Source organism: Chitinophaga dinghuensis (assembly GCF_003259435.1).
Classification (GTDB): domain Bacteria; phylum Bacteroidota; class Bacteroidia; order Chitinophagales; family Chitinophagaceae; genus Chitinophaga; species Chitinophaga dinghuensis.
Genome location: NZ_QLMA01000006.1, coordinates 248,936 through 274,799, shown reverse-complemented (window position 1 = coordinate 274,799; position 25,864 = coordinate 248,936). Strand labels below are relative to the sequence as shown.

22 protein-coding genes are annotated in these 25,864 nt (G+C 46.2%); 5 read left to right on the top strand and 17 right to left on the bottom strand.

The features are described 5' to 3' along the window. Positions 1-86 precede the first annotated feature (86 nt). The 5 genes from CLV59_RS18740 to CLV59_RS18720 all read right to left on the bottom strand — a co-directional run bounded on the left by CLV59_RS18740 (position 87) and on the right by CLV59_RS18720 (position 4,052). Positions 87-455: a YccF domain-containing protein gene (locus CLV59_RS18740; RefSeq protein WP_111593608.1), complete on the bottom strand. Its 369-nt coding sequence runs from the start codon at positions 453-455 to the stop codon at positions 87-89. A gap of 3 nt (positions 456-458) precedes the next feature. Further along, complete coding sequence (locus CLV59_RS18735; RefSeq protein ID WP_111593607.1) at positions 459-941, bottom strand: GNAT family N-acetyltransferase; 483 nt, start codon at positions 939-941, stop codon at positions 459-461. Next, positions 941-1,396 (bottom strand): YhcH/YjgK/YiaL family protein, encoded by a 456-nt coding sequence (locus CLV59_RS18730; protein WP_111593606.1) that lies wholly within the window; start codon positions 1,394-1,396, stop codon positions 941-943. Before CLV59_RS18730 ends, CLV59_RS18735 begins: the two co-directional genes overlap by 1 nt. Before the next feature lie 65 nt (positions 1,397-1,461). Next, positions 1,462-3,432 (bottom strand): PAS domain-containing sensor histidine kinase, encoded by a 1,971-nt coding sequence (locus CLV59_RS18725; RefSeq protein WP_111593605.1) that lies wholly within the window; start codon positions 3,430-3,432, stop codon positions 1,462-1,464. A gap of 167 nt (positions 3,433-3,599) precedes the next feature. Further along, positions 3,600-4,052 carry a cold-shock protein gene (locus CLV59_RS18720; protein WP_111593828.1) on the bottom strand — a complete coding sequence of 151 codons (453 nt, stop codon included), beginning with the start codon at positions 4,050-4,052 and terminating at the stop codon, positions 3,600-3,602. Between the two features lie 146 nt (positions 4,053-4,198). Between CLV59_RS18720 and lepB the strand changes: the two genes are divergently transcribed. Both lepB and CLV59_RS18710 read left to right on the top strand, forming a co-directional pair. After that, positions 4,199-5,374 (top strand): signal peptidase I, encoded by a 1,176-nt coding sequence (gene lepB, locus CLV59_RS18715; RefSeq protein WP_111593604.1) that lies wholly within the window; start codon positions 4,199-4,201, stop codon positions 5,372-5,374. Between the two features lie 95 nt (positions 5,375-5,469). After that, on the top strand, positions 5,470-6,339 hold the full coding sequence (locus tag CLV59_RS18710) for a class I SAM-dependent methyltransferase (protein WP_111593603.1): 870 nt from the start codon (positions 5,470-5,472) through the stop codon (positions 6,337-6,339). On the opposite strand, the gene CLV59_RS18705 is transcribed toward CLV59_RS18710, so the two are convergent. Then, positions 6,336-7,799 (bottom strand): aminotransferase-like domain-containing protein, encoded by a 1,464-nt coding sequence (locus tag CLV59_RS18705; protein WP_111593602.1) that lies wholly within the window; start codon positions 7,797-7,799, stop codon positions 6,336-6,338. The genes CLV59_RS18710 and CLV59_RS18705 overlap by 4 nt on opposite strands. Positions 7,800-7,897: 98 nt before the next feature. Between CLV59_RS18705 and CLV59_RS18700 the strand changes: the two genes are divergently transcribed. From CLV59_RS18700 to CLV59_RS18690, 3 genes are all read left to right on the top strand, one after another. Next, entirely contained in the window at positions 7,898-8,344 is a 447-nt protein-coding gene (locus CLV59_RS18700) for a carboxymuconolactone decarboxylase family protein (protein WP_111593601.1), read from the top strand. A 6-nt stretch (positions 8,345-8,350) separates the two neighbouring features. After that, positions 8,351-8,785 carry a GNAT family N-acetyltransferase gene (locus tag CLV59_RS18695; RefSeq protein ID WP_111593600.1) on the top strand — a complete coding sequence of 145 codons (435 nt, stop codon included), beginning with the start codon at positions 8,351-8,353 and terminating at the stop codon, positions 8,783-8,785. A 185-nt stretch (positions 8,786-8,970) separates the two neighbouring features. Next, positions 8,971-9,714, top strand: coding sequence for a DUF899 domain-containing protein (locus tag CLV59_RS18690; RefSeq protein WP_211323969.1), 744 nt, complete (start codon positions 8,971-8,973; stop codon positions 9,712-9,714). Between the two features lie 259 nt (positions 9,715-9,973). Here CLV59_RS18690 and CLV59_RS18685 read toward each other — a convergent pair whose 3' ends face one another. From CLV59_RS18685 to CLV59_RS18635, 11 genes are all read right to left on the bottom strand, one after another. Beyond that, entirely contained in the window at positions 9,974-11,935 is a 1,962-nt protein-coding gene (locus CLV59_RS18685; RefSeq protein ID WP_111593598.1) for a heparinase II/III domain-containing protein, read from the bottom strand. Between the two features lie 6 nt (positions 11,936-11,941). After that, positions 11,942-13,975 (bottom strand): right-handed parallel beta-helix repeat-containing protein, encoded by a 2,034-nt coding sequence (locus CLV59_RS18680; protein WP_111593597.1) that lies wholly within the window; start codon positions 13,973-13,975, stop codon positions 11,942-11,944. 67 nt (positions 13,976-14,042) lie between these two features. Continuing rightward, positions 14,043-15,032 (bottom strand): DUF4466 family protein, encoded by a 990-nt coding sequence (locus tag CLV59_RS18675; protein WP_111593596.1) that lies wholly within the window; start codon positions 15,030-15,032, stop codon positions 14,043-14,045. Positions 15,033-15,042: 10 nt separating this feature from the next. Beyond that, positions 15,043-15,453, bottom strand: a complete 411-nt coding sequence (locus CLV59_RS18670; protein WP_111593595.1) for a DUF5018 domain-containing protein — start codon at positions 15,451-15,453, stop codon at positions 15,043-15,045. A 27-nt stretch (positions 15,454-15,480) separates the two neighbouring features. Continuing rightward, the gene (locus CLV59_RS18665) at positions 15,481-17,319 is read right to left on the bottom strand and encodes a RagB/SusD family nutrient uptake outer membrane protein (protein WP_211323967.1); all 1,839 of its coding nucleotides are present in this window, start codon (positions 17,317-17,319) and stop codon (positions 15,481-15,483) included. A 10-nt stretch (positions 17,320-17,329) separates the two neighbouring features. Beyond that, positions 17,330-20,494 (bottom strand): SusC/RagA family TonB-linked outer membrane protein, encoded by a 3,165-nt coding sequence (locus CLV59_RS18660; protein WP_245950892.1) that lies wholly within the window; start codon positions 20,492-20,494, stop codon positions 17,330-17,332. Positions 20,495-21,004: 510 nt separating this feature from the next. After that, on the bottom strand, positions 21,005-22,129 hold the full coding sequence (locus CLV59_RS18655; RefSeq protein WP_111593592.1) for an ABC transporter permease: 1,125 nt from the start codon (positions 22,127-22,129) through the stop codon (positions 21,005-21,007). Beyond that, positions 22,126-23,232: an ABC transporter permease gene (locus tag CLV59_RS18650; protein ID WP_111593591.1), complete on the bottom strand. Its 1,107-nt coding sequence runs from the start codon at positions 23,230-23,232 to the stop codon at positions 22,126-22,128. The genes CLV59_RS18655 and CLV59_RS18650 overlap by 4 nt, the downstream gene beginning before the upstream one ends. 7 nt (positions 23,233-23,239) lie before the next feature. Then, positions 23,240-23,983 carry an ABC transporter ATP-binding protein gene (locus CLV59_RS18645; protein WP_111593590.1) on the bottom strand — a complete coding sequence of 248 codons (744 nt, stop codon included), beginning with the start codon at positions 23,981-23,983 and terminating at the stop codon, positions 23,240-23,242. Continuing rightward, positions 23,976-24,911, bottom strand: coding sequence for an ABC transporter ATP-binding protein (locus tag CLV59_RS18640; RefSeq protein ID WP_111593589.1), 936 nt, complete (start codon positions 24,909-24,911; stop codon positions 23,976-23,978). Before CLV59_RS18640 ends, CLV59_RS18645 begins: the two co-directional genes overlap by 8 nt. Positions 24,912-24,923: 12 nt before the next feature. Next, the gene (locus tag CLV59_RS18635) at positions 24,924-25,862 is read right to left on the bottom strand and encodes an HlyD family secretion protein (protein ID WP_111593588.1); all 939 of its coding nucleotides are present in this window, start codon (positions 25,860-25,862) and stop codon (positions 24,924-24,926) included. Positions 25,863-25,864 lie beyond the last annotated feature (2 nt).

Below are 25,864 nucleotides of genomic sequence, written 5' to 3'. Positions count from 1 at the left end.
AATAATGCGGTTATAAAATAGAAAACCCGGCAAGTGACTTGCCGGGTTTTCTATTTTATAACTTTATGCCCTGAAGGAATAATATCTTAATATACTTCTTTTCCAAACGGTGCGAATGTCAGTGTAAGTAGTTTAAAATGCTGTCTGGCAAAGGGAATCCCGATAATGGTAATGGACAACAGGAGGCCGAATATCAAATGGCCTAGAGCAATCCATATACCTCCGGTGAATATCCAGATGATATTGAATATGGTAGACAAACAGCCCACTGGCTGCTGCCTTTCCCTCACCTGGGAGCCAAAGGGCATTAGGGTCAGAAGTCCGATTTTAAAGCATTGTATACCAAAGGGTATCCCAATGATAGTTAGGCAATATCCAAAACCCACCACGAAATATCCCATGGCGCAGAAGAAGCCGCCGAAAATCAGCCAGATTAAATTTCCTATTAAACTCATTTGTTAAATTTCTTTCAGCATCCAGACAGTACAGGCAATATGACCTGAATTGCCTAATGGCGCCGGCAAATACTTGAATCCATTTTTTTCATACATCGCTACTGCCCTGGCCATTTCAGGAAATGATTCCAGGTACAGGGAGGTATAACCTGCCTTGCGGGCGGCTGCATAACTCTCCTCCAGCAATTTAACGCCTAAGCCCTTTCCTCTCGCCGCAGGCGACAGAAAAAAACGCACCAGTTCCGCACAACCTTCCGGTAATCCTGGCGTTGGGTAAATACCGCAACCGCCAATAACCGTGTCTCCCAATACTGCTACACAATAATAGGAACCTGGCGTTTGAAAAAGCTGAAACAGATTATCTGTAGTCGGATCTGAGTGAGCAGTTCCCTCTGTTGGCACATCAAACTCTTCTATCCCCCTGCGGATAATGCTGGCCAATAACGGATTATCCTCGGGAAGGATATTCCTGAATGTAATTTCCATCAGGCTACACTTATTTTAATTACTATTTTTTTAACGGCTACGGGACCGGCTATACGTAAATTTGGCATATGCAGATCAGTTGGAAAAAATACTGCAAACTGGCCCGCTTTCAGGTGCGTATAAAAGGATGGTTTCTCAGCAAACAGCATATAGTCTTCCGTTTCAGAATATGCTTTCGACGGACTTTTATCTCCCAAAAAATCATGTCCAATCCGCTCTTCGCCACTCACTACATATTGAATATCGATGTATTTACGGTGGGCTTCCATTTGTTCTCCTGCCTCTTCAATGCTGTCATATTCATTTACAATCGCGAAAATATGGTCGCCATCTATTTCGTATTTCCCTTTTTCTACTTTACTGAAATCTGTCTGGCGGAGATAGTCAAATGCTTTTTCAAATTTCGCTCCCAGCACATGATAAAGCGTAGCACGGTCTAATGTATCAAGAATCATAAAATAATTAAGTATGGGAGGAAAGATACATTAGTTTTTGCAGCATTGGCATGAAATTTTTTAAATTATATAGCTGGCAGGAAGACGTCGATCCGTGTGCCTGCTCCCACCTCGCTGGATGCATAGATCTTACCTCCGTGCATCTCGGCTATCCGCCGGCATACCGCCAGGCCTATTCCGTTACCAGTATAGCTTTCCTGGTGAGGTCCTCGGTAGAACCTTTCAAATATTTTTTCCGCGATATTGGGATCAAACCCTACGCCATTATCAGTAAATCTTAATCTAAGATAGCGAACGCCTGGTTCCAATCCAGGAACAGATAATTGCGCCCCATCTGTCAGTACCTGGGCGGTGACAGACAGTAACGGCTGGCGTTTGGAGAACTTCAGTGAATTACTCAAAATATTTTGAAAGAGTCGGTATAATGGTAGATGCATCCCTCGGATACATGGCAGGTTATCGCAGTGTATATCCGCTTTTCTCTCACTGATCATCGGCCCTAAATCCTGTAATACCGTTTCCATAATCTGTTGGAGATCTACGGTGGTCATGGCAGCATCTGTCTGTGGTAATCCAGACCAGGCCAGTACTTCCGCAATGAGGGCCGACATACGGTTGGCGGTCCCTGAAATCCTTTCCAGCCAGGGCATGGCCAACATTCCTGCTTCTTCCTGAGCTTTGCCTGCAGCAGCATAGGTTTGTATATTCTGGATGGGGATCTGCAGATCATGGCTGGCCAGATGGGCAAATTCCCGCAGTTCTTCATTGGAATGCTCCAGCATTTTGACGGTCCTTTCCAGTTCAATCGTTCTGCTACGAACGGTATCTTCCAGTTCTGCCGTCAGTTGATGCGTGAGGGTAATATCCAGTATAGTGCCTATTATGCGCTCTGCTTCTTCTCTTTCATTGAAGTAGGCGTGTCCGCGCATGTTGAGCCATCGGGTGGCGTTATCGTCATAGCGGTAAATAGGAAATGTTATATCAAAATAACCTTTCTTATTATCTGCAATTGCGGTAGCAACGGACTTTTTCACGACTGTCAGGTATTCCGGACAGATACGGCTGTACAGCATATGTAGGTTTACCGGCATAGTGGCAGAGAATCCGAAAGTGGCTCTGCCAACGGCCGAAAGTTGGAAATGCTCCGTCAGGAAATCCAGGTCCCAGGTGCCCAGGTTGGTAGCTGCTACCGCCTGACGAAAGCGCTCCTCTCCTTCCTGTACCAGTTGTTGTAAACGATTGATGGGAGTGAATTCCCGGGCAAAGACAGATACGCCTTGCAATTCTCCGGAAACGCGTATAGGCGATACAGTTAGTACCAGGTTCAGCGTACGACCATCCCGGGATAATCGTTTGGTAATATGGTGATTAATTTGCTCGCCCAGGGAGATTTTCAGTCGCAGTTGCTGGAATTCCGCTGCCTGGTCAGGAGGAATGATCATACTGATATGTTTGCCCAGTACCTCTGTTTCTGTATAGCCGAAAATCGTTTCTGCTCCTTTGTTCCAGGTAGTAAAGAACCCTTCCTGTGAGACACTGTATACGGCATCCGAGGTATCTGCTACAATCGCCGCGAGGAGGGAATGTTGGTCGTTATATATCGTTGCGGTGGGACTGGCAACACATAGCACCGCCACCGGCTGACGGTTATTCCCGCGTAACAGATGGGTGTTAATTTTCACCATTCTGCGGCTACCATCTTTCTTTTCCATGATGACCGCCTTTCCCTGACAGGGTTCCTGATGTAACCAGGTATAGGCTGCAGGGGTTTCCGCGGGCAATAATAATTTACCATTGGGGGAATAACTGCGGACGCTGATACACCATTGGTCTTCACCCAGCCGGGGCATTCTTCCGGCGAGACTTACCGCATGCCGGTTTATTACCCGTACAAATCCGTTACGGTCACATAGCCAGGCCGCGGCTGGAAAAGCCTCGAGAATAGCGTGACAGTCAATCCCTGCATTTTGCAGTTCCGCTTCGAAATGTGGTGGAATACCAGGTACAGTGGACGCTGTATCAAAATTATTTTCCATACGTGGGCAGATACATTCTCGGGTAAACCATCTGACACATGGGTTTACCTCAGTAAAAAATACAGGTTTAGCAGATATACGGTGGTATGGGAAGAAAGGGGGAGTGAGGGAAAGTTGTAACTGGCAGACGGTGCTCCCCGCCTGCCTGCACTTGATAATTCTGGAAGTTACTTAGCGAGTTTTACTCTTAACGCTACCGGACCTTTTGGACCATTGCCAACTTCAAAAGTCACTTTTGCATGCTCTTTAAGCTGATCCAGCGCTTCCTTAATGTGAACAAAGTAACTTTCCTGGCTGCGGGAATCTTTAATGAAGCCATAACCTTTTGACTCGTTAAAGAAAGTCACTACGCCATTGTGAATAGGATCTACCTCTTCTTCCACCTGTCTTGCTACACCAATTTGTATATCTTCAACGTTTACTTCCTTACGTTTAGAAGGATCAGGTGGCGTACTGGTGAGATTACCATTTTCATCCAGATAAGCCATCATATCTTCCAGGCTTTTTCCTTTGTTCTTGTTAGCCTGGCGTTCTGCCTTTTTCTCTTCCTTCTCTTGCTTTTTTTGCTGTTTCTTTTTCTCAAGATCTTTTTTGCCGAAGGTTTCCTGTGATTTTGCCATATGCATTGACCCTTTTTTTAACCGGGGAATTCGGGTCGGTACGAAGATAAGAAATTATCCGCCATACACCAGCAAAAACCACCGCCGGTAATAATAAGGTGACAATTCGGGTTTTTTCCCCGAAATTGGCAGGTAAATTATTCCATATGAAACTCTTCGGACGCGAACGCCCGACTACTGCTAAAAAGAAATCCGTAATACGGGAATGGCTCAATGCTGGCTTGTTTGCCATTGTTGCGGCTACCATTATCCGGATGTTTATTTTCGAAGCTTATTGTATTCCTTCGGGTTCTATGGAACGTACGCTGTTGATCAATGACTACCTTTTTGTTAGTAAAATTACCTACGGGCCACGTTTGCCGATGACACCCCTCGCTATCCCGCTGGTACACAACAAGATGCCTTTTACCACCTCCATGCCCTCCTATAGCACGGCATGGGAACTGCCATATAAACGTCTGCCAGGGTTTTCTTCTGTCAGCAGAAACGATATTGTTGTTTTCAATCTCCCTCCAGGCGATACAGTGGCCCTGGAAGTGGAACAAAGTACAAGCTACTACGAATTAGTGCGCCAGCTGGGCCGCGAACAAGTCTGGAACCAATTCCATATCCTCGTTAGACCGGTAGACAAACGTGAAAATATTATCAAGCGCTGTGTGGGTATTCCCGGAGACACTATTTCTATCGCCAATAGCGTGGTGAGTGTCAATCACCAACCTGGATTCAATGCTCCGACTGCGGAAATGCAATACCTGGTGCAGACCAGCGGCGAAGCGCTGAACCCCGTTCGACTGAAAGAAATGGGCATCATTGATGAACCTATGCCTACAGGGCAACCAGGTCAATATGTATGTAATCTCAGTACAACAGATGTTCAAGCCATGAAAAACTGGCCTGCTATACAAAACATTACACCTTATACAGACCAGTCCATAGCTGATCCGGCGCTGTTTCCAAACGATACCGCCCAGTTTCACTGGAACCTGGATAATTTTGGACCGGTGGTAGTTCCGGCCAAAGGAACAACCGTCCAACTTACCAGTGCTAATATGCCGTTATACCGCCGTATCATCCGAATATATGAACATAATGACCTGAAAGAAGAAAATGGTCAGTTCATTATAAACGGACAGCCTGCGACTTCCTATACTTTCAAAATGAATTACTACTGGGTGATGGGCGATAACCGCCATAATTCCATTGATTCCCGCTACTGGGGATTCTTACCGGAAGATCACCTGGTGGGTAAGGCATGGATTACCTGGATGAGTTATGATCCTGAAGGCATCCGCTGGAGCCGCCTGCTGAGAGCCATCCGGTAATAGCAAGCTAATTACGGAATCATGCTATTTTTTCCAAAGCCATTCTTCTGTTTGAGGAATGGCTTTCTTATTTTTACATACTGAAAATCAGATATATGCCTGCACCCCGCGATTATAATACTATTAGTCCATCTGCAAAAGGATTATTGTTCCTGAAAAGTGTGACAAAAATCCCTTATGCCCTGGAAGCAGCGACTCTCGTACATGCGCCTGAGCCCTTTACACCGGATTTTGAAGTAAAGCACCCCTACTTTTGGGGCAGGGTCATGCATTTTGAAGATCGCTATTGGAGTATCAACCAGCTATTGGAAGATCTGCCGATTCATAATATACTGGAACTCTCTTCTGGCTTCTCTTTCCGGGGATTAAAAACAGCGGAAAATTCGGAATATTTTTATATAGACACGGATCTGCCGGACCTCATTTCCACTAAGCAGGCACTGCTGGAACAGTTACATCCCGGCCCGCTGGCAGGCCACCTCGAAGTATTGCCACTGAATGCTTTGGATGAAATTGCTTTCGAAGCCATCGTTGCGAAATTCCCACCCGGTCCGCTGGTAATTGTAAACGAAGGCTTGCTGATGTACCTCGATCCGGAGGAAAAGAAACAGCTATGCCAGATCATACACCGCATCCTGCAAAAACGAGGCGGGTACTGGATTACGGCCGACATCTACACCCGCGATGAGCCAGCATTTACCGCCAAGTTGTACTCCCGCCCGGATGATCCGCTGATGGCCTTTCTGAAGGCGCACAATATTGAGGAGAAAAAATTTGAGACCTTCGAAAGTGCAAAAGAATTTTTCACGGAGATGGGATTTGAAATAGATAAAGAAGCAGAGAAAGACAGCTCCCGATTGAGCAGTCTCCCCTATTTCCTGAAATCTTTAACCCCGGAGCAAATGGAAAAGGTAAAGTCCAGGAAAAAATCCCGTGCTACCTGGCGATTAAAGCCTATTGGCTAAGACTTTACAGCTTTTGCCAACAACTGGACTACACTTACCAGTTCCCTGTTATTGAGCGAAGCGAAGCCAAAGCGCATGCCATTATGCGGTTTTGATTTATAGGCATAATGATAGCCATAGGTCATGGAAAGACCTAGTTCGGCGGCTTTGTCGGCTACTACAGGTAATTTCAGGTGTTTGGCAAATTGTAACCAGATAGCCATTCCTCCCTGCGGCAGCCGGAAACTCACCTCATCGGGCAGATGCCTGATAAGGAGTTCCCCAGCCAGATCCCGCCGTTCCCAATAGAGTTTGTTGGCTTTCTTCAGATGCCTGGTGATCGTGCCATTTTCCAGCATGCCGGCCAGGGCTTCTTCTACCAGATTATCGCCGCCAAGGTCCATTAATCTACGCAGTGCCGCTGTTTTCCGGATAAACTTTTCCGGCGCGATCATAAAACCGATGCGGAGAGACAGTCCGAGCGACTTGGTAAAGGAGCCTACATAGATTACATTTCCTCCATGGTCTGCACTGGCCAATGGCACTATGGGCGCAGCTGAGTAGTGGAAATCGAAATCATAATCATCTTCAATGACAGCCAGTTTATGTTTGCGGATGATCTCCAATAATTTCATCCTCCGTTCTGCGCTGAGGGTAACAGTGGTGGGATGATGATGATGACTGATGATATAGAGCATTTTAATTTTCTTAGTGCGGCATAACTGCTCCACCATGTCCGTGTCTATCCCATCCTCATCCACTGGCACTCGAATGATATGCGCCCCCAGTTGTTCAAATGCCAGGTCTGCATAAAAATAATTCGGACTCCCCACTATAATATGATCCCCTTTCTGGATAATCATCGCGGCAGCGAGATATATACTCATTTGTGCCCCTCTGGTGATCATAACATTTTCCTCGCGGATATTTAATCCTCTTGTATCGGCGAGGTATTTCAGCATTTCCTTCCGCAACCGCATATTGCCTTCTGCGGGACCGAAGGCCAGGTATTTATGATAGGCTGGTCGTTGAATAATGGACCTGCATTCACGGGCCCATTCATCCAGCGGAGCGAGTCGCGCATCCGGGAAACCATCATTGATCACCAGTTTTGAAGGCTGATTACTTCTTAGAACAGGTAATGTGGGTGCCTCATATATGGGAAACTGCGGTCCCTCCGCGTAGGCATGCAGTCCGTTATTATAAGAACGAGGTTTTATTTCCGGTAAATTCTCAGATACCATCATTCCTTTTCGGGGAATCGCGGTGATCCAATCCTGTGCCTGTAATTCGTCATAGGCAGCTATAACTGTTTTACGGTGCAGGTCCAGTAATTCCGCCAGCACACGACTCCCTGGCAGATAAGTTCCCGGTTGAATCAGGCCATCCTGGATCAGTCCAATGAATTGACCGGCGATTTGGAGATAAACCGCCTGACGACTGGATTTATCTATTCGAAGCAAGGTTTTATATGGCAGCATCTGGACTACTTATGAATTAATAAGTGGACTACCTGAATAGTCCAGATCAAATATACATTTGTATCATTAATTCATAAAACAAAAGACGAACAATAGTTATGGAAGCATTAAGATTCAATATGGCAAAAGTTTACCCTGAAGCCTATAAAGCTTTGTCTGCTGTAGAAGCATTACATGCCAACTCCAAATTAACTCCTATTCAGAAAGAATTGATAAAGATCCGGGCTTCTCAGATCAACAAATGTGCTTTCTGTATCAATATGCATACCGCAGATGCCCGCAAATATGGCGAAACGGAAGCCAGAATTTATTTACTCAATGCGTGGAGAGAAGCGCAGGTATATACCCCTGAAGAGCGTGCTATTCTTGCAATCACTGAAGAGATCACTGAAATCAGCAAGAACGGTCTGAGTGAAGCAACTTACCAGGAAGTAGTGAAATATTTTGATGTGGACGGAACTGCTCAAATAATAATGATGATTATCGCTATTAATAGCTGGAACAGGATTGCTATTCCCCTGCATTATCTGCCGGAGGTAAAATAATCGTATATGCGTAAAGTTTATTATGCCGATTCGGATGAAGCGATCATTGGCTGTATCGACGCTATCCTGGAATTGCGTCCAATGCTGCAACGGAACAAGGTACTTTCCCAGGTAAAGGATATGCAAACGGATGACGGGTATATGCTGATTTATGTTATGGCAGATGACGATCCTTCTAAAGTGGCTGCCATTGCAGGGTTTCGCCATCTCAACAAACTACTATGCGGCAAACATATCTACATAGATGACCTGTCTACATTACCGGAATATCGTGGTAAAGGATATGGCTCCTTATTACTGAACCATGTGAAAGACCTGGCTATCCGACAAGGACTGGGAAGTGTGCGGTTGAGCTCTGGCTATACCAACAATGATGCGCACCGCTTGTATTTACAACATGGGTATAAGATGTCGGCCCATAACTTCATGCTCCAACTCTGATATTTGATACATATAGATTGATACACAATGAGTTGTGCGCAGAATAATTCCTGTCGTCACAACTCATTTTAACTGTCGCATTACACCCGTTTAGGGTGTCGCAAACCACCCTCAAATTGACGTTTTCACACAGCATGGATGCAAAATGGTAAATGGATATTTGTGTTCTGAAAATCCATTTAACTATGCAAACGAAACACAAAGTAGTATCGCCAGCAGAATGGGATCTTGCCCGTAAAGCTTTGCTGGTAAAAGAAAAGGAATTGACCCGCATGCGGGACCAGGTGGCAAAGGAAAGAATGGCCCTGCCCTGGGAGCATGTAGAGAAATCCTACGAATTCAACGGACCACAAGGAAAAGAAACCCTCTCCGATCTGTTTGATGGCCGCAGCCAGTTGATCACAGTGCATTTCATGCTGGGTCCGGGATGGGCAGAAGGATGTCCGGGATGTTCTTTTAATGCCGACAGCATTGATGGTACTTTACCGCATCTACTCAACCATGATGTTAGTCTGGTAGTGGTTTCCAGAGCGCCATTAGAAGAAATCCAGCGTTTTCAGCAAAGAATGGGTTGGAAGTTTAAGTGGGTTTCCTCGAATGGCAGCGATTTCAATTATGATTACCATGTTTCCTTTACGCCGGAGGAATTAAATAATGGAGGGGTGTATTACAACTACGCCAAGATACCCAATAAGTCAGAAGAACTGCCTGGATTGAGCGCGTTCTACAAAGAGGAAAACGGAGAGATTTATCATACTTATTCCGCTTATTCAAGAGGAATGGATCAGATGATAAACACCTACAATTACCTGGATATTGCTCCACTCGGCAGGAATGAGGACGGGCCTCATACTATGGATTGGATGAAACATCATGACAAGTACGCAGTGCAGCCAGTCGCTACGGGCAACGGCAGCTGCTGTCACTAAATGTATTGCCATGCAACACTCCTGTAATTGCAACCGGGTGAGGAAAGTGCGCCGGCCGCTTATCCGGCGCCTCCTCCATTTCATTCGATGGGCCACGCCAGGCGTGGTACTGGCACTGATACCCAAGTGTCCTGTATGCCTTGCTGCCTATATAGCTTTAGCTACAGGTCTTGGTATACCGATTACAACGGCCAGGTACCTACGCTGGGGGCTTATCGTTGCCTGCATTGCGTCGCTGCTTTTTCTCTCCTTTCGGTATTTACAGTCCAGACGCCGACGCAGTTACTCTTAGCGGTGTGACAGTATAAGTATACTTTTCCTTCGCAGATGGCTTGATAGCCTTCAGGTTAATCCGGTAAATATTATCTCCCCATTTCTGTTTAATACCTTCATCCTCCATTTTTGTCAATGTCACTTTTTCTATGCTGGCATTGAGTTTAGCGGCAGGATAAGTCAGCTGATAATCGCGGCCTTCGCCGTGAATCACGAGGACGCCCGGAGATAGTATTTCTACTGGGAAGCAGGTCATGAGATGTTGAGTGAGACTATCGGTTTTCGTTAGTGCTACCTGGTCTTCAATCACCGCTTTCTGGTTTCTCTTCAGCTGTACCGTTCTGTTCCAGCTGCTTATTCCCGCTTCCTTAGGGTAGGCATCTGCGATATTTAATTGCATTGTACTGGCCCCTGTATTATTGGCGCTGCTCACCTGAGTAGCCTTATAGGCGGGGCCAGGTCTTTGCGTGTAGCCATTAACGGTAGGAAGGTTATGATAATCCGAACAGTTGAACCAGATATCATAGCGTTTGTCGGAGAAGGTTCGGGCGGTATAGGTACCACGACCTACATCTATGAGCACCGGCAGGCCGTCGTAGTATACGATGAAGTTGCCCACATCATTGTGGTTATGGCTTTCATCATTATTGCCACCTTTTGCGGCTACATAGAAACCTTTTGAATCGCCTGCTTTATCACGGGCTGTCATTACCTGGAGATCAGGCCACCAGGTATTTGCCAGCAATGGCAGCGATTTCTCTGCATGACTGAATTCATCTTGCATAAACAAGGAGAATAAGTTACGGTAATACATGTAGGTTCCTCTCCATGGCTGATGTTCTGTACGTACATAATACGCGCCGAAGCGCATCATATCCGGATCTTTCACATCCTTTCCAAAGCGGTATATCAAAGCGCCGTTCATACCCGGACGCGGGTCTGCGTCTGCAAAATCAATAAAATAATTTTCGCTGATCTGGGCTTTATATATAAACTGCGCCATATGCTTCACCTTTTCATCTGCCAGCACATATTGGAAAGCATTGCTGGTAGCCAGATTCAGCAGGCAGATATTGTCGTACAAAGAGGCCGCAGCGCCACTCCAATATCCAGGACCTTCATCACAACCGCCATCCTGCGGGTAGGGATTCAGGAATTGATCCAGGGTATGCAGGATTTTGCTGACAGCGGCTGCACGTTTATTTTCATCATGTTCCAGCAGTAACACGGCACAAAGCCAGTTGGAAGAAATCCATGGATTCCAGTTGTTCGGACGGCGTCCGCTGCCACTGTCGCCCATCCAGCCATGATGCTTTGTCATCAGTGGCGTAAATATTCTGCGATTGGTTTCGTCGTATATGCGTTTCCGTATTTGCGGAGAAACGGCATCCAGTTTATCGCCCATAAAGTAATCCACCCATCCGAGTAGTTCAGCCGTTTCCGCAGAAAACAGCTCTACGAAAGGATTAGCGGCATCTGCCAATCCACTGATTTCCTTCGAGCGCGGCAGATGCGCCGAAGCTCCCCAAAAGGTTTCTTCACAAACAGACCATATCCCGTTGATGATATCATCCGTAAAGCGACCTTTATCTTCATAAACTTCCGCCATCATCAGGGTGGCCAGGACCTCTCTTTTCTTGTTGGCAATTTCCTGATAATCCCTGCGGTTGCCAGTTCTCACGATCAACAACGAAGTGGTAGCCGGAATACCCGGCCATTCATAATGCAGGTAGGATGTTGCCAACTGAATCGTTTTTGCTGCCAGGGCAGTGTCTACAGTTGTCCAAACTTTCCGGTTAGAACGCCCGGGGAAAGGTTCCCAACGATCCCGCGGAATCAAACGGGTATGCAGGTCCTGCTCCGTATAACGGCCACTCATCAGGTTTTGAGCGGGTGAAACCAACGCTGCAAAGAGGCAGCATCCCAATAAAAACAGTTTCTTTTTCATACGCGACTAGTAAGTATATTTTCGTTCAGTACTGATATCTGTTTGTTGTGTATGCTGCCCGTTTAGAGAAAAGGTATTATTGGCAAATACCCCATTAACAGTAGCATAGGAGGCAATACCATAGCCGCCATTACATTGCAACACGTTATTATTTACTGTTACATTTTTGTTGGGTGTATGCAAGCAGGGGAACATCATTCCCCCCTTATCATTTGCTTCCAGCAACGATCCTTTTATTACCAGTTCGCTGCAATTCAATGCCAGCAAGCCATACATGGCATTGCGCCCCATCTCACAGTTCTCCAGTTTGACCTGACTGGATTTATCCAGTACCAGACCACAGCCATATGGGGAACCAACTAAACGGCTACTATCCATCTGCACATCTGTGGCATGCGTGATATGCAGGTTATGGAGTAACCCCGCTCCTGGTACCACGCTGGAGCCATTTTCATTAAAATCGCATCTTTTAATCCGGATATGATTGGCTCCAAAAATCTGTACGCCGGAGTAGGTAAAATTCTTTACTGTCAGGTATTCCAGGGAGATGTTACGGAAGAGCGCCGGCATTTCTGAGCGGAAAATAATTCCACCGCGACTCCCATTCGGTTTCCAGGAGCGGCTGCTGTTAGGATCATTGCCATAGTCCAAACTGGCCATACCATCCAGTACAAGGTTTCGGATCACTACGTCATGCATATCTGCGCTGGCATTGGTCATCGCGTCTCGTATCCCTGCCGTCGGATCTATATGCAGGATGGTACCAGTACCCTCTCCTACTATTGTTATGTTGCTAGGTATTTTTAGTGTAGCCGTTAGCGTATAAATGCCATTTTTCAGCAATAATATCCTTCCGGAACCGGCTGCTTTATCGATAGCATCCTGTAAACTATCAGCCGGTGTAACGGTGATTGGCAGACCTGCAATTCCTGGCTGTAAGCCCGTGCCAGCGCCAGCCATATAATTCATCAGAGAGATTCCAGGACTTAATTTTTTTTGAACAGACATAGGTTTTCGGGTATGCACCAAAATACTCCTGGAAGCGGTGAGTCGCACAGAATCCGCCACAGCGAATGTATTTGGGAAATTTGTTTTCATAGTGGCTGCATAGCTGACAGCAGGTTCATAGAAATCGCTGAATCGCATAGCGCGATCTGAAATTTTGCCATAGGCAGACACGTGTTTGCTCAGGAGGTAAGCGGCTGTATATTCATAGCCCAGGAGCATTCGATGGTTCGCCACTTCAAACAGATTCACGCCTTGTGTGAGGGCAATATGCGCTGCACCGGCAAACTCCCCGATACCTAGCTGCACATGTCCCTGATCGCGGAGGGTTTCCTGGCATTGTCCTGTAGGATAGATATAGCGACAGAGACTACCATTTACAGGTCCGTGGTAGTAATGATCTATTGCATTATTGAACATTTGACGATCGTCCAGGAATACTGCCATGGCTATTAGCGTATGAATCATGGCCGCATCCCAGTTACCATTGGCCTGCGGGTAGTAATCTTTTATAACAGGGTAATAAACGGTGAGCAGCATGCGTTTGAATGCATCCTGTTGTGCAGCAGGCCAGCCAGCGTCGGTATACTTCAGGATTTCCGCTGCATTGCAGAGTACATGGCCTGTCCAGGCGACCATTAGTCTGGCATCATTATAATCAAAATCCCACAAATTTTCTGACCATGCATTTATCAGTTGTATAGCATTGGCAGCATATTGTTTTCTGCCGGTAATGTACCAGGCAACAGCGTAATCGTATGCTAATCCTGCACTTTTGCTGAGGTCTACCCCACCAATATTAGGACGGCCATAAGGACCACGCATCACATGAGCAAAGGTTTTTACTTCATAAGTTGTATCCAGATCGGCCATCATTCGGTCGAAGGCTCCTTTCCATGGTTCTTTTCCAGCCAGGACCATGGATTTCATAAAGGTCATGTCTTCCGCAGACTGGTTAATACCTGGATGTTTGAATGTGGACTGTCCCATTAGGAGTGCAGGGAACAGGAGTAGCAACAAAAGTAGTTTTTTCATAACGGTTCCACTGTAAAAAAGCAACGGGGACTATTTTCATAATCCCCGTTACGTATAGTCATACAGGTTATTTCATTGTATAACGCTTGATACTGATGGTCATTCTTTTCTTCGCATCATCTACCACATTGAAGTAGATATATGCGCGGTATTTACCATCAGCTGTTTCCACCCATGCGCCGGCTTCTTGTTTAATATTCAGGAAGTAGTCGGGCATATTGGTGAAATTCTGTGCCAGGAAGTCCGGATCATCAATGAAGATACCGTATTGCTGGCGGGCCAGTTGCTGATCGCGGAGGTTAAAGGCTTTTACCAGGCGTACATCATTGGTGGCGTTGTTAGGTACCACAAAATCCGTCAGGTACTCCTTAGGAGCCGCAGGCGCTACCAGGGCATGTTTGAATGTAACCGTCGGAAAAGTGCGGTACATGTAAATCAGGTCGATTTTTGTAGGATCAACAGGCTGACTTCTGCGATAAACTTTCATATCTGCAATAGAGATATAGCTGGAATCCGCATCGTTTACCCCCAGGTCCAGCGCCATATCCATTTTTGAAACGGTATAAGGGCCCATTTTGTAGGTAACGGTTTCACCATTGCTGCTTTTAGCGGTGAAGGTGAAAGAAACCTTTTTACCACGCGCTTCTTCCGGTACCTGATAGAAGTATCGGAGTGTTGCAGCGTTGGTATCCACGGTGAAATTTGTCGTAGTGGCGTTACCGTTATTCACCGAAGGATCGCCGATTTTTACAGGAACATCCACGCCGCTGTTATTGGTGTAGAAGGATCTGTTTTCCAGGTAAGTACCTGCAGCGCCCTGTATGCTGGCTTCCACCTGTGCCGACACCAGTTTACCTCTTGTTTTAGGGAGCGCCATGGCGTAGGCAAATTCGATATTGCTGCCTACAAGATTTGGCCCCAGCGAGCGTTTGATACAATCGTTCTGCAGTTGATCCTTTGGAGTAGGCACTGCATAATCATCACTTTTGGAGCATGCTGTAAACAACAGCACGATTCCGGCGATGAATGGTATATATGATTTGAAATTGATAGTCATGGTTCAGCGTTTACCTTGATTGAACAGTAATGATTACTTTATAGGTTTTTCTGATCTGCCTGTTGCCGGAGATAACGGTGTATTGACGGGGATTAGCGAGATCAGAGAAATCAGTTTTACCGGTCACTTTCGGATCCAGTTTGCAGTCCTGTGCCAGGGAAAACTGTGGCCATACGCTGCGTAAATCAGTACCGTACAGTACTTCCTGACTGATGGTACAAGCGGTGGTATCAATCACTGGCGCTTTCGATCTGACAGTCTGGAAGTCGGGTCCCAGCAGCTCGAAATTGGACACATAGCAATCGGTACGGGTGGTGATCAACAGACCATCTTCATCTACCGGAAAATCATTCTTTTTACATCCAGACATGATACTGATGATAGCCATCACTAATGCACTGATGATGATATATTTTTTCATACAATTCTTTTTAGAAGGGTCTGTGAATTATAACCATGGAGTGTTCTGCGTCAGGTTCGGATTGCGGTCGCGTTCACCTTGTGGTATCTTGTAGATATATGCTCTGGTATAATCTCTGTCGATCGCATTATTATAGTAGCGATCGTTCTGAGCACCTTGCGTATCCAGCAGATAGCGTCCGGTGGCGCCTACTCCGCCCCAAATTCTTTCCAGCGCTCTCCAGCGACGGAGATCGAAACCACGTTGACCTTCCGCCAGCAGTTCCACGATTCTTTCCTGTTCGATAGCAGAGAAGAAAGTATTCTTATCCGCATATTTCGCACCCGTCAATGGAGGTAAGTTTCCACGATGACGCACTTTATTCACAAGGGCAACGGCATCAGCCTGCGGGCCATATGCTTCGTTGGAGGCTTCGGCATACATCAGGAATACATCTGCCAGGCGCATTACCGGATAGTTATAATCCCCATCGCTACGACCTTGACCAGCGTAGTTACGGATAAACTTACGGAAGACGTAACCCGTTTTAGTACCATCTGTGTTATAGGTGATGTAATTCACGCCACCGAGCGTAATTTGCGCGCCCCAGGTTTTATAGATATATGGCGCGAAGCCTGAAGATTTCAGGGAAGCCATACCGATGATTTTCTCGTAATCCCACAGCATGGTCGCTTTCATGCGGTAATCGCGGTTAGCGTAGCTGGCAGGGTTCACCGCGGAATTGAGGGTGGTTCTTGCGCCTGCTTTGGTGGGGTCCATCGGAATCAGTTTCGCTGCGAAATCGCCGGTGGTAGTCAGTTGATATTTGTCAGCAATTTCGTAGCGCGGATTCACCCAGCACTGTGCACTTTCCTGGGTACGACCACCAAAATCACGCATTAGTTCTTCACCTTGACCGGTATTGGTACCGCCGTGGGTGAAAGTCATGATCATCTCTGCATCGCCATTTGCGATTGGTTGGAAGAGATAAAAATAGTTAGGCAGAATATCCGCACCGCCCAAAGTATCGATGGCGCCAGGTTCTCCGCCACGGAAAAGGGTCAAGCCATAGTCATTGATAACGTGGCCGAAGTCGGCCGCCGCAGCTTTGTAAGCCTCCACCGCTGCAGCTGCATCCGGTTTGAAACCAGTGAGCTCAGGCCAGCCATTTTTATTCCAGCATGCCCAGAACAGTTGGAGCTTACCACGGAAAGCCAGGGCAGCGGGTTTTGCTGCGCGACCTATCTGGGTAGACTTCACCGGCAGGTTATCGAAAGCGTAGTTAAAGTCGGCCATAATGGAGTCTTTAATCTGCGCTATCGGCATACGTGACAGCGTAGCCACGTCGCTATTGGTGGTATTTACTTTTGTGAAGTAAGGTACATCGCCCCACATGGAGATCAGGCGGAAATAGGTCATGCCGCGCAGCAATTTTGCTTCCGCAATGATGCGTTGCAGGTTGGCAGCGTTGCCTATATTTCTGTTGATCAGGTCCTGGGTATTGACGATAACATAGTTCGCTCTGTTAACGGAGCCATAGAGCCCTTCGAAATAGTTATCGAATTTATCGCCGTACGACTGCGGAGAGTAACCGGCACTACTGGAAGGGTTATATGCAACAGCGTTGGTGGAAGTGGTAGAAGTACCACGTGTTTTCGTGTATTCGCCCTGGCCATCGAAGTAATAATCGCGGTCAAACACGCTACGGGTAGCGTTATAGGCGCCCATTACTGCATAGGTAGCATCATCTTCTGATTTCCAGAATTGGTCCACGTTTACTTCCGTGGTAGGCATCTGGTCGAGCAGATTTTTAGTACAACCGGTAGCGAAGACAGCGACAGCGGCCGCCACCAGTGTAGTTTGTATAATAGAGATTGATTTCTTCATGATAATAATTTTAGAATCCCACATTCAAGCCTACAGAATAAGATTTAAGCAACGGGTAAGCTGTATTCTTGTTACCACTCACTTCAGGGTCCAGGCCGCGGTAGCTGGTAATGGTAGCGATATTTTCTGCGGAGCCATAGATTCTGACACTGTTGATTTTCAGCAATTTCATCAGGTTCTGCGGCAGTGTATATCCCAATTGCAGATTTTTCAGACGGAGATAAGCCAGGTTGTCCAGCCAGAAGGTAGATTCATCGCGGTTTCCGCTGTAACCACCGAGGCGAGGCCATGCACCGTCTCTGTTATCGAGGCTCCAAGGATTATTCCAGTGGTCCCAGGTAGCAGCGTAACGTTGTGCAGAGAAGTTGGTGTTGTTATAGTTATTTAACCAGAAATCTTTTCTGCCTGCGGAACCTTGAAGCAGGAAGCTGAAGTCGAATCCTTTCCAACCCACATTACCACCTAATGAGAAGTTGGTAGTAGGGCGTTCGCGTTGGAAGTTTTTCTGAGCTACTTTATCGTTTCCATCGATGATACCATCGCCGTTTACGTCATTGCGGAGGATATCGCCAGGAGAGGCTCCTTGTGGGGTAGCATTATATATATCCTGCCATGTTTGGGCAATTCCTCTGTCGGTATAAGTATACACGAAGCGGTAAGGCATGTTTAAGAATTGATAGCCACGGCCCAGGTATTCATTCCATTTTTCCAGATTGGTGCGGTTATAGGAAGCGTTAGCAATGATGGAATAACGGAGGCCGTTGGATAATTTATCGGTCCAGTTCAGATTCAGTTCCACACCGCGGTTACGGAGGTTACCGATATTTTTACGGGGAGCATTGTAAGCGCCTGTCAGGAGGATAGACATATCAGAAGGTCTGTTCATGTTGGTGGTCAGACGATCATAGTAATCCAGTTCCGCATTCAGGCGGCTGTCAAAGAAACCGAGGTCCAGACCGAGGTTAAACACCGAGGTTGTTTCCCAGGTCAGATCCTGGTTTACCATTTTCTGGTATACCAGTCCTTTCTGGATATCTCTGTCGAGGAAATAGGTTGCCAATGCGAGCGTTTGCTGTTGTTCGAATCTGCCAACGCCGCTGTTATTACCCAATGTACCGTAGGAAGCGCGGAGTTTACCGTTGCTCAACCAGCCGTTGGTATATTGCTTGATAAAGTTTTCTTCAACGAATCTCCATCCTAGCGCCGCAGATGGGAAGAAACCGTATCTGTGGCCAGGGAGGAATTTGGAAGAACCATCGGTACGGAAGTTAACTTCCAGCAGGTATTTATCGTATGCGGTATAGTTTACGCGTCCGATATAGGAACGCAGACCTTCTGTGCTGGAGTTACCGCCTGCGCTCATGATACTGGTCAATGCACCGTCAATCTCATGCAGGTTGGGATACACGCGGTCGTTGCGGCTGGCGCTCAGATTACGTTCGTACCAATATTCCTCACTGTAAAGACCCAGAATGGTCAGGTCATGGTTTTTATTGAAAGCCTTGTGATAGGTCAGACCGCCATTCAACTGTGTTTTATAACCGGAAATGGAGGTATTGGAGATCCCGGCGTTTGAGCCATAGTAGGTACGGCTACCGTTTGACATTGTCTGGAAGTTGTATGCAATCGTAGGCATAGCAGCGCCGTAGGCAAACTGGTTATAGTAGCCCAGTGAGTAGTCTACTCTACCAGTGAGGCCTTTAATTGGCTCCCAGGTATAGTAAACGTTTGCATTCAATTGCTGGCGATTCTGGTTATTAGGCGCCTGCATATAACGCATATAAGGGTTGAATGCCTGTGGGTCTTCGCCATAAGCCATTACGCCTCCAAATTTGCCTGTAACAGGGTCGTAAGGGGTGATACCGGCGATCGCATACTGGAGATCCACGTTACCGCCATCCGCATCGGTGAAGCCTTCGTCCATGGCATACATATATTTAGACCATACGCCAGCGAACTTCATCCCCACGTTCATGTTCTTGCGTAACTTATAATCGAAGTTGAAACGGGCATTATAGCGTTTGTAGGTATTGTTGATCTGCAGCCCTTTTTCGTCCTGTACGCCAACAGAAGCGAAGAAGTTAGAAATATCATTACCGCCGCTGGCAGACAGGTTGTAGTTCTGGTTTACCCCATCGCGCATAATAATGCTCCACCAGTCTGTGTTAGGATAGCGCAGCGGATCGACCATACTCATTGCCATCCATTGATCAATGGTACCATCTTTAAAGTTGAGGAGATTACGAGCGGTACCTACTTGCTGGAGACGTTGTTCCAGCGTAAGTGCGCGGGCATAATCCGCCATAAAATCGTATGATTTGGTAGGTTGAGTGACGCCATAATATCCGGTGAAGTTGAAGAGTGTTTTTTTCTGGCCTTTACCGGATTTGGTAGTGATGAGAATAACGCCGTTTGCAGCGCGGGAACCGTATACAGAAGCAGAAGTGGCATCTTTCAGCACCGAAATGCTTTCGATATCATTCATATTAACGGTATTGATATCTACGTCTGGCATACCATCCACTACTACGAGTGGTTTGGCATTATTTACAGTACCCATACCGCGGATTACCAGGTCTGCACCGTTTTTACCTGCCATCCCGCTGGATTGGGTAGCGGAGAGTCCTGGTACCATACCGGAGAGAGCAGAGGAAGCATTGGAGACAGCGCGGCCGGCCATTTGCTCATCCACTTTGATAGCAGAAACGGCGCCTACTACGTTTACTTTACGTTGGGTACCATAGCCTACTACCACAACTTCACCGAGTGCTTTCTGGTCGGTGACCATTTGTTGGTTTAATGTTTTCTGGTTGGCAAATGCTACTTCTTTAGGAGTGAATCCCATAGAGGTGAATACGAGCACCGGCGATTTAACGGTATTGGGTATACGTAATGTATATGCGCCTTTTTCGTCTGTGACTGTACCATGGGAGGTACCTTTGATCGCAATGGTTACTCCTGGCACGGGTTGTGATTTTTCATCTGTCACAACGCCTGTTAAAACGTGGTACTGGGAAGGATCTTGCTGAAAGAATGCAGCGGCCGCATAACCGGATGCACCGGTCGCCGCCTGAGCAGGGGCAGTGTACATCAGCCCGGCTGCGGGTATCAGTGTCAGCATCATCCAGTGTAAACGTAGTTTACCCGATGAAGAACGTGGTAAATAGTGAATCATTAGGTATTAATTTTTAGCAATAAAAGGTCGTACCGGTAGCTACCAGTATATTACAGATGATAAATGCACGATAAAATAGCAATAGAAAGCCTAGCCGGTAGCCGACTAAATCGATTTTGGCAACAGCAAACGTTTGCATGGAAATAGGCATACAGCCCTCTTCTCTCGTTAATTAAATTTCATACGTGGGAAGATTTTAGTTGTTTCTCTTTAGTTGATTCAGTTGATGATGGAATTTATTGTATCAGTAAAACAGTACAATATCAAAAATACAAAAAGCAATCGATTGAAATAAATATTATTTTAACAAAATCTTGATCCCCAAGGCTCATTTTGATGGTTTCTAAAAAATATTGAGCTATTTGATAAAATTGTACATCAATTGACCAGAATAATATCAGGAAAAACTTAGCCCCTGAGATATAATTTTACGTTTATGCAAAGAAAGCAGCAAACGTTTCCGTTAAAATAGTGTCAAATTGTCTAGCATGAAATCATGCGAATATACTATCAGGAAGTTTTTCTATAGTTGATAACTGCCCATGTATTGAGCACTACTGCAAAAATAATTTCGTAAATAAATTCCATATGCACATCCTGAAACGTACTGCCCTTCAGCATTACCATGCGCACGACCTTCACAAAATGCGTAACAGGAATCAGACTGGAAATAGTTCTCGCCCAGGTTGGCATACTTTCAATCGCAGTAAACAACCCACTCATTAAAGCGAATATCATCATGAAGAAGAATGCAAGGAACATCGCCTGCACCTGGTTGGCACTATAAGTAGATACCAACAATCCAAATCCCAGCAAGGCTATCAGGTATACGGCCGCAAACAAATATAACAGCCCGATTGATCCTACTGATACAATACCATAAATTATATATGCCACCAGCAAGCCTATCGTGAAGATAATCATCCCTATCAACCAGAAAGGTATCAGCTTCCCGGCAATGAATTCCCATTTGCGTATAGGGGTCACGTTTATCTGCTCCATGGTACCAATCTCCTTTTCCTTCACCACATTCAAGGCAGAAAGAAAGCCGCCAATGAGGGTTAACAGGAGCACAAAAATTCCAGGAACCATATAATACTTATACTCTTCCCTTGCATTGTACCATATAGAATAATTCATTTGAATGACGGGCGTATTGGCAGTTACCGGATGCGCGTCTCTCACCACATCCAATGCTGTACTCTGACTGAAGTCATTAATAATATTGGTAAGATAAGCCCCACCAATAGAAGCTCTCGCACCATTAATAGCATCGATCGACAATGCCACCTGCTGCCGCCCCTCTCTGACCAGATTACGTTCAAAATGAGCTGGGATCTCCAGTACCACATCTGCCTCTTCCTGCTCCACATAAGATAATGCCTGCTGATAGGAACTGGCATAGCCCACTATATGAAAATAGCCGGAAGCGCCTATCTTGGAAAACATCCGGGCCGTCATGGAACTATGATCATTATCTACCACGACTATACGAATATCCTTTACTTCAAAATTTGCAGCCATGGGCATAATGATGAGCTGTATGGTGGGCATGGCAAATATCATCACCAGGATGATCCGGTCCCGCACAATCTGCCTGAATTCCTTTTGTAATAAAAATCCCAGCGTTTTCATGAGAGCCTGGTTTTAAATTTCAATAATGCCAGCGACAAGAGTACCGTTGTCATACCTACCAACACCAACGTTTCTTTCCAGATATAACTAAATCCAAGTCCTTTCAGCATCACAGCTTTCACAATGAGGTAATACCATCTGGCCGGTACTACATTGGAGATTAGCTGTAAAATATAAGGCATATTATCCAGCGGATACATGAATCCGGTAAGCAATAAAGTGGGCAACATCATGCCCATCATGGAGATCAACATGGCTGCCTGTTGGGAGTTAGCGATATTGGAGATCAATAGTCCCACCGATAAACAGGTAATGATAAACAAAGTGCTTTCTGCAAACAACAACAGGATACTCCCTTTGATAGCGATATCCAGGAAACCGACAGAGAGCACGAGGATAAAAGTAAAGTTCACCAAAGACAGCACCAGAAAGGGAATTGCTTTAGCAATCAACACCATGATCGGATGAAAAGGCGACACCAACAAAATTTCCATGGTTCCCAGTTCTTTTTCCCGCACGATGGAAACGGATGTCAGCGTGGAACAGACAATCATAAATATGAGCGCAATCACGCCTGGGATAAAATTCAAAGAACCGTTTCCCTCTGGATTATACAGCATCCGTAACTCCGGTACAATTCCAGGCGGCGCACTAGCCCCATCTGCCAGCGATTGCTGGTAGTCTCCCAATATTGCTGTCAGATAATTAATAATCGTTTTAGCGGTGTTCGGGTCTGCGCCATCCGCGACTATTTGTACGTTTGCTTTGCCTTTATGCTGCAGATCTTCACCAAATTGCGGCGGGAATATTAATACTGCCCTGACTACCCCCTTCCGGAAGGCTGCGTCTATCTCCTCTCCTGCCAATGATTTTACCTCGGTAATAAAATAGGAGGAAGATTGGATCTTGTGGATGATCTTAGTGGTATTGGCATCCATAGACTGATCGCTGATAATGATATGCGCGTTTTTCACCTCGCTGGTCAGCGCATAGCCAAACAGTAGTATCTGTGCCACCGGCAGCCCGAACATGATGAGCAGTGTACGCCGGTCGCGAAACACATGATAAAATTCTTTCCTGATAAATACCAGCAGCTGTTTCATAAATGTATCAGTCTGATGAACGTTTGGCGCCACGCGCCAACTGATAAAAAACTTCTTCCATATTATTTGCCTGGAAACGGGCCTTCAGGGCCTGCGGCGCATCCAGCGCTTCAATCTTGCCATCCACCATAATCGTTACCCGGTTACAATATTCCGCTTCATCCATGTAGTGAGTGGTTACAAAAACCGTAATACCGGAGGCTGCAGCGGCATAGATCATATCCCAGAACTGTCGCCTCGTTACAGGATCGACGCCACCAGTAGGTTCATCCAAAAACACAATCTGTGGCTGGTGGAAAATAGCCACAGAAAAGGCCAGCTTCTGTTTCCAGCCCAGCGGCAGCTCTCCTACCAGTTTACGCGCTTCCTGTTGCAGTCCCAGTTGATTGATGAGTTCATCACTGCGACTTCGAATAGTTTTGCGGGAGAGTCCATATACGCCCCCATAAAATTCTATATTCTCTAATACGGTCAGATTCTCATAGAGTGAGAATTTCTGACTCATATAACCGATATTACGTTTGATAGATTCCTGTTGCTTATATACGTCAAAACCCGCAACAGTAGCGGCGCCGCTGGTAGGATATGAAAGGCCGCAAAGTATACGCATGGCGGTTGTTTTGCCGGCCCCGTTGGCCCCCAGGAATCCGAATATTTCTCCACGGTTGACTTCAAAAGAAATCTTATTGACGGCCATGAAGTCGCCGAACCGCTTGGTCAGATCCTTGCATATGATTACCTGTTCAGCCATTTGTTTGTGCTTTACGGTTCATTAAACGGATAAAAGTATCTTCAATACCTGGTTCTATTTCTTTTACTTCCAGTCCCTGATGCCCATGTGAGATACCGTATTCCCGCAGTGCATCTATATCTCCGGGCTTATCTGCCTTCATAGTAAGGTGCAGGTATTCTCCAAAAGCATAACAGCTACTAACGGCATCGAGCATACGAAAATCCTGTACCAGTTTATAAATATTATCCGCCTTGGCAGCGTATAGTCGTACCGGATAGCTCCGGATAATTTGCTGCGGCGTATCCACTTGCATAATACTTCCTTCCTGCATCAAAGCGATACGTTCACACAAAATGGCTTCATCCATATAAGGTGTGGAAACCATAATCGTAATGCCCTGTGCTTTCAGTTGATTCAGAATATCCCAGAATTCGCGCCTGGAAACAACGTCTACACCGGTGGTGGGTTCGTCCAGGAAAAGTACTTCCGGCTTATGTATGAGGGCACAACACAATGCCAGTTTCTGTTTCATACCGCCGGATAGTTTGCCGGCGCGTCTGTCGTTAAACGGTTTTATCTGGTCATATATATCTTTTATCACCTCATAGTTTTCGGCGATCGTTGTACCAAACAAGGTGGCGAAGAAAGTGAGATTTTCTTTGACGGTGAGATCCTGGTAGAGAGAGAATTTACCGGGCATATAGCCGATCATATTACGGATCTTTCGATAATCCTTTACTACATCCAGTCCCTGAACGGAGGCCGTGCCTTTATCTGCCAGCAGTAAGGTAGTGAGTATACGAAAAATGCTCGTTTTCCCAGCGCCATCAGGGCCTATCAGTCCGAAAAGCTCGCCCGGCTTCACTTGCAGCGAAACATTGTCCACCGCCATTACATTTCCATCATCGTAGGTTTTAGTAATACCTTCCAGGATAACACTGTTCATGGACTGTTGTTTTTAGTGAGACCACAATGCTTCGCCGTACATACCTATTTTGATGTAGCCGTCGTTCACCACTTTGATTTTTACCGCATATACCAGATTGGCTCTTTCATTCTTTGTCTGAATGGTCTTAGGTGTGAATTCTGATTTATCGGAAATCCATGTAATCGTTCCTTTATAATTTTTATAATCCTTTTTACCCTGATCAATACGCACCTGTACTTGTTGTCCAAGGCGGATTTGTGGCAACTGCGTACCATCTGCGTACGCGCGAAGCCAGATAGTATCTGTATTTGCGATTTTATACAGTGGCTTGCCGATAGTAGCCAGTTCTCCTGCCAGCGCATAGCGCGTTAGAACTGTTCCATTGATGGGATTGATGATGAGTCCTTTCCGGATTTGTTCGGCGTATTGTGCCGCTGAAATTTCCAATGGCGCTTTCTCGCTCATGACCGTTCTGTTCTGAACACTGGTGTTGTAGTCGTCGAGCGACATCTGCTGTTTAGTGGCGCTGATTTGTTTGCGCATTTGATCTACCTGGCTGTTGAGATCATCCAGTTGTTTCCGCGTAGCGGCATCTTCCTTTACCAGATTGGTGGTACGTTGTTGTTCCCTCAACAGTTGCTCCAACTGCGATTCCTGTACCTCCAGTTGTTTTCGGACCAACAGATTCTTCTCCGCCGGAGTGCTGGTTTTCTGTTGCAGCGCCGCTATGGAAGCTTCCACCTGGTCTTTTTGCAGGGTGGGAATTTTCACGTCGATTCTACCAACGGTATCACCTATACGAAGAGTAGCGCCTTCCTGTGTTTGGAGGGAAAGAATTTCTCCATTCTGCTGGGCAGAGACGATCACTTCATCTGCTTCGAAATTACCGGCAGCATCATAGGGAACACCTTTATTTCCGCAGGAGTTAAGCAGGAGGAGGACGGCAGCCAATGAGAAAAATGATTTCATGC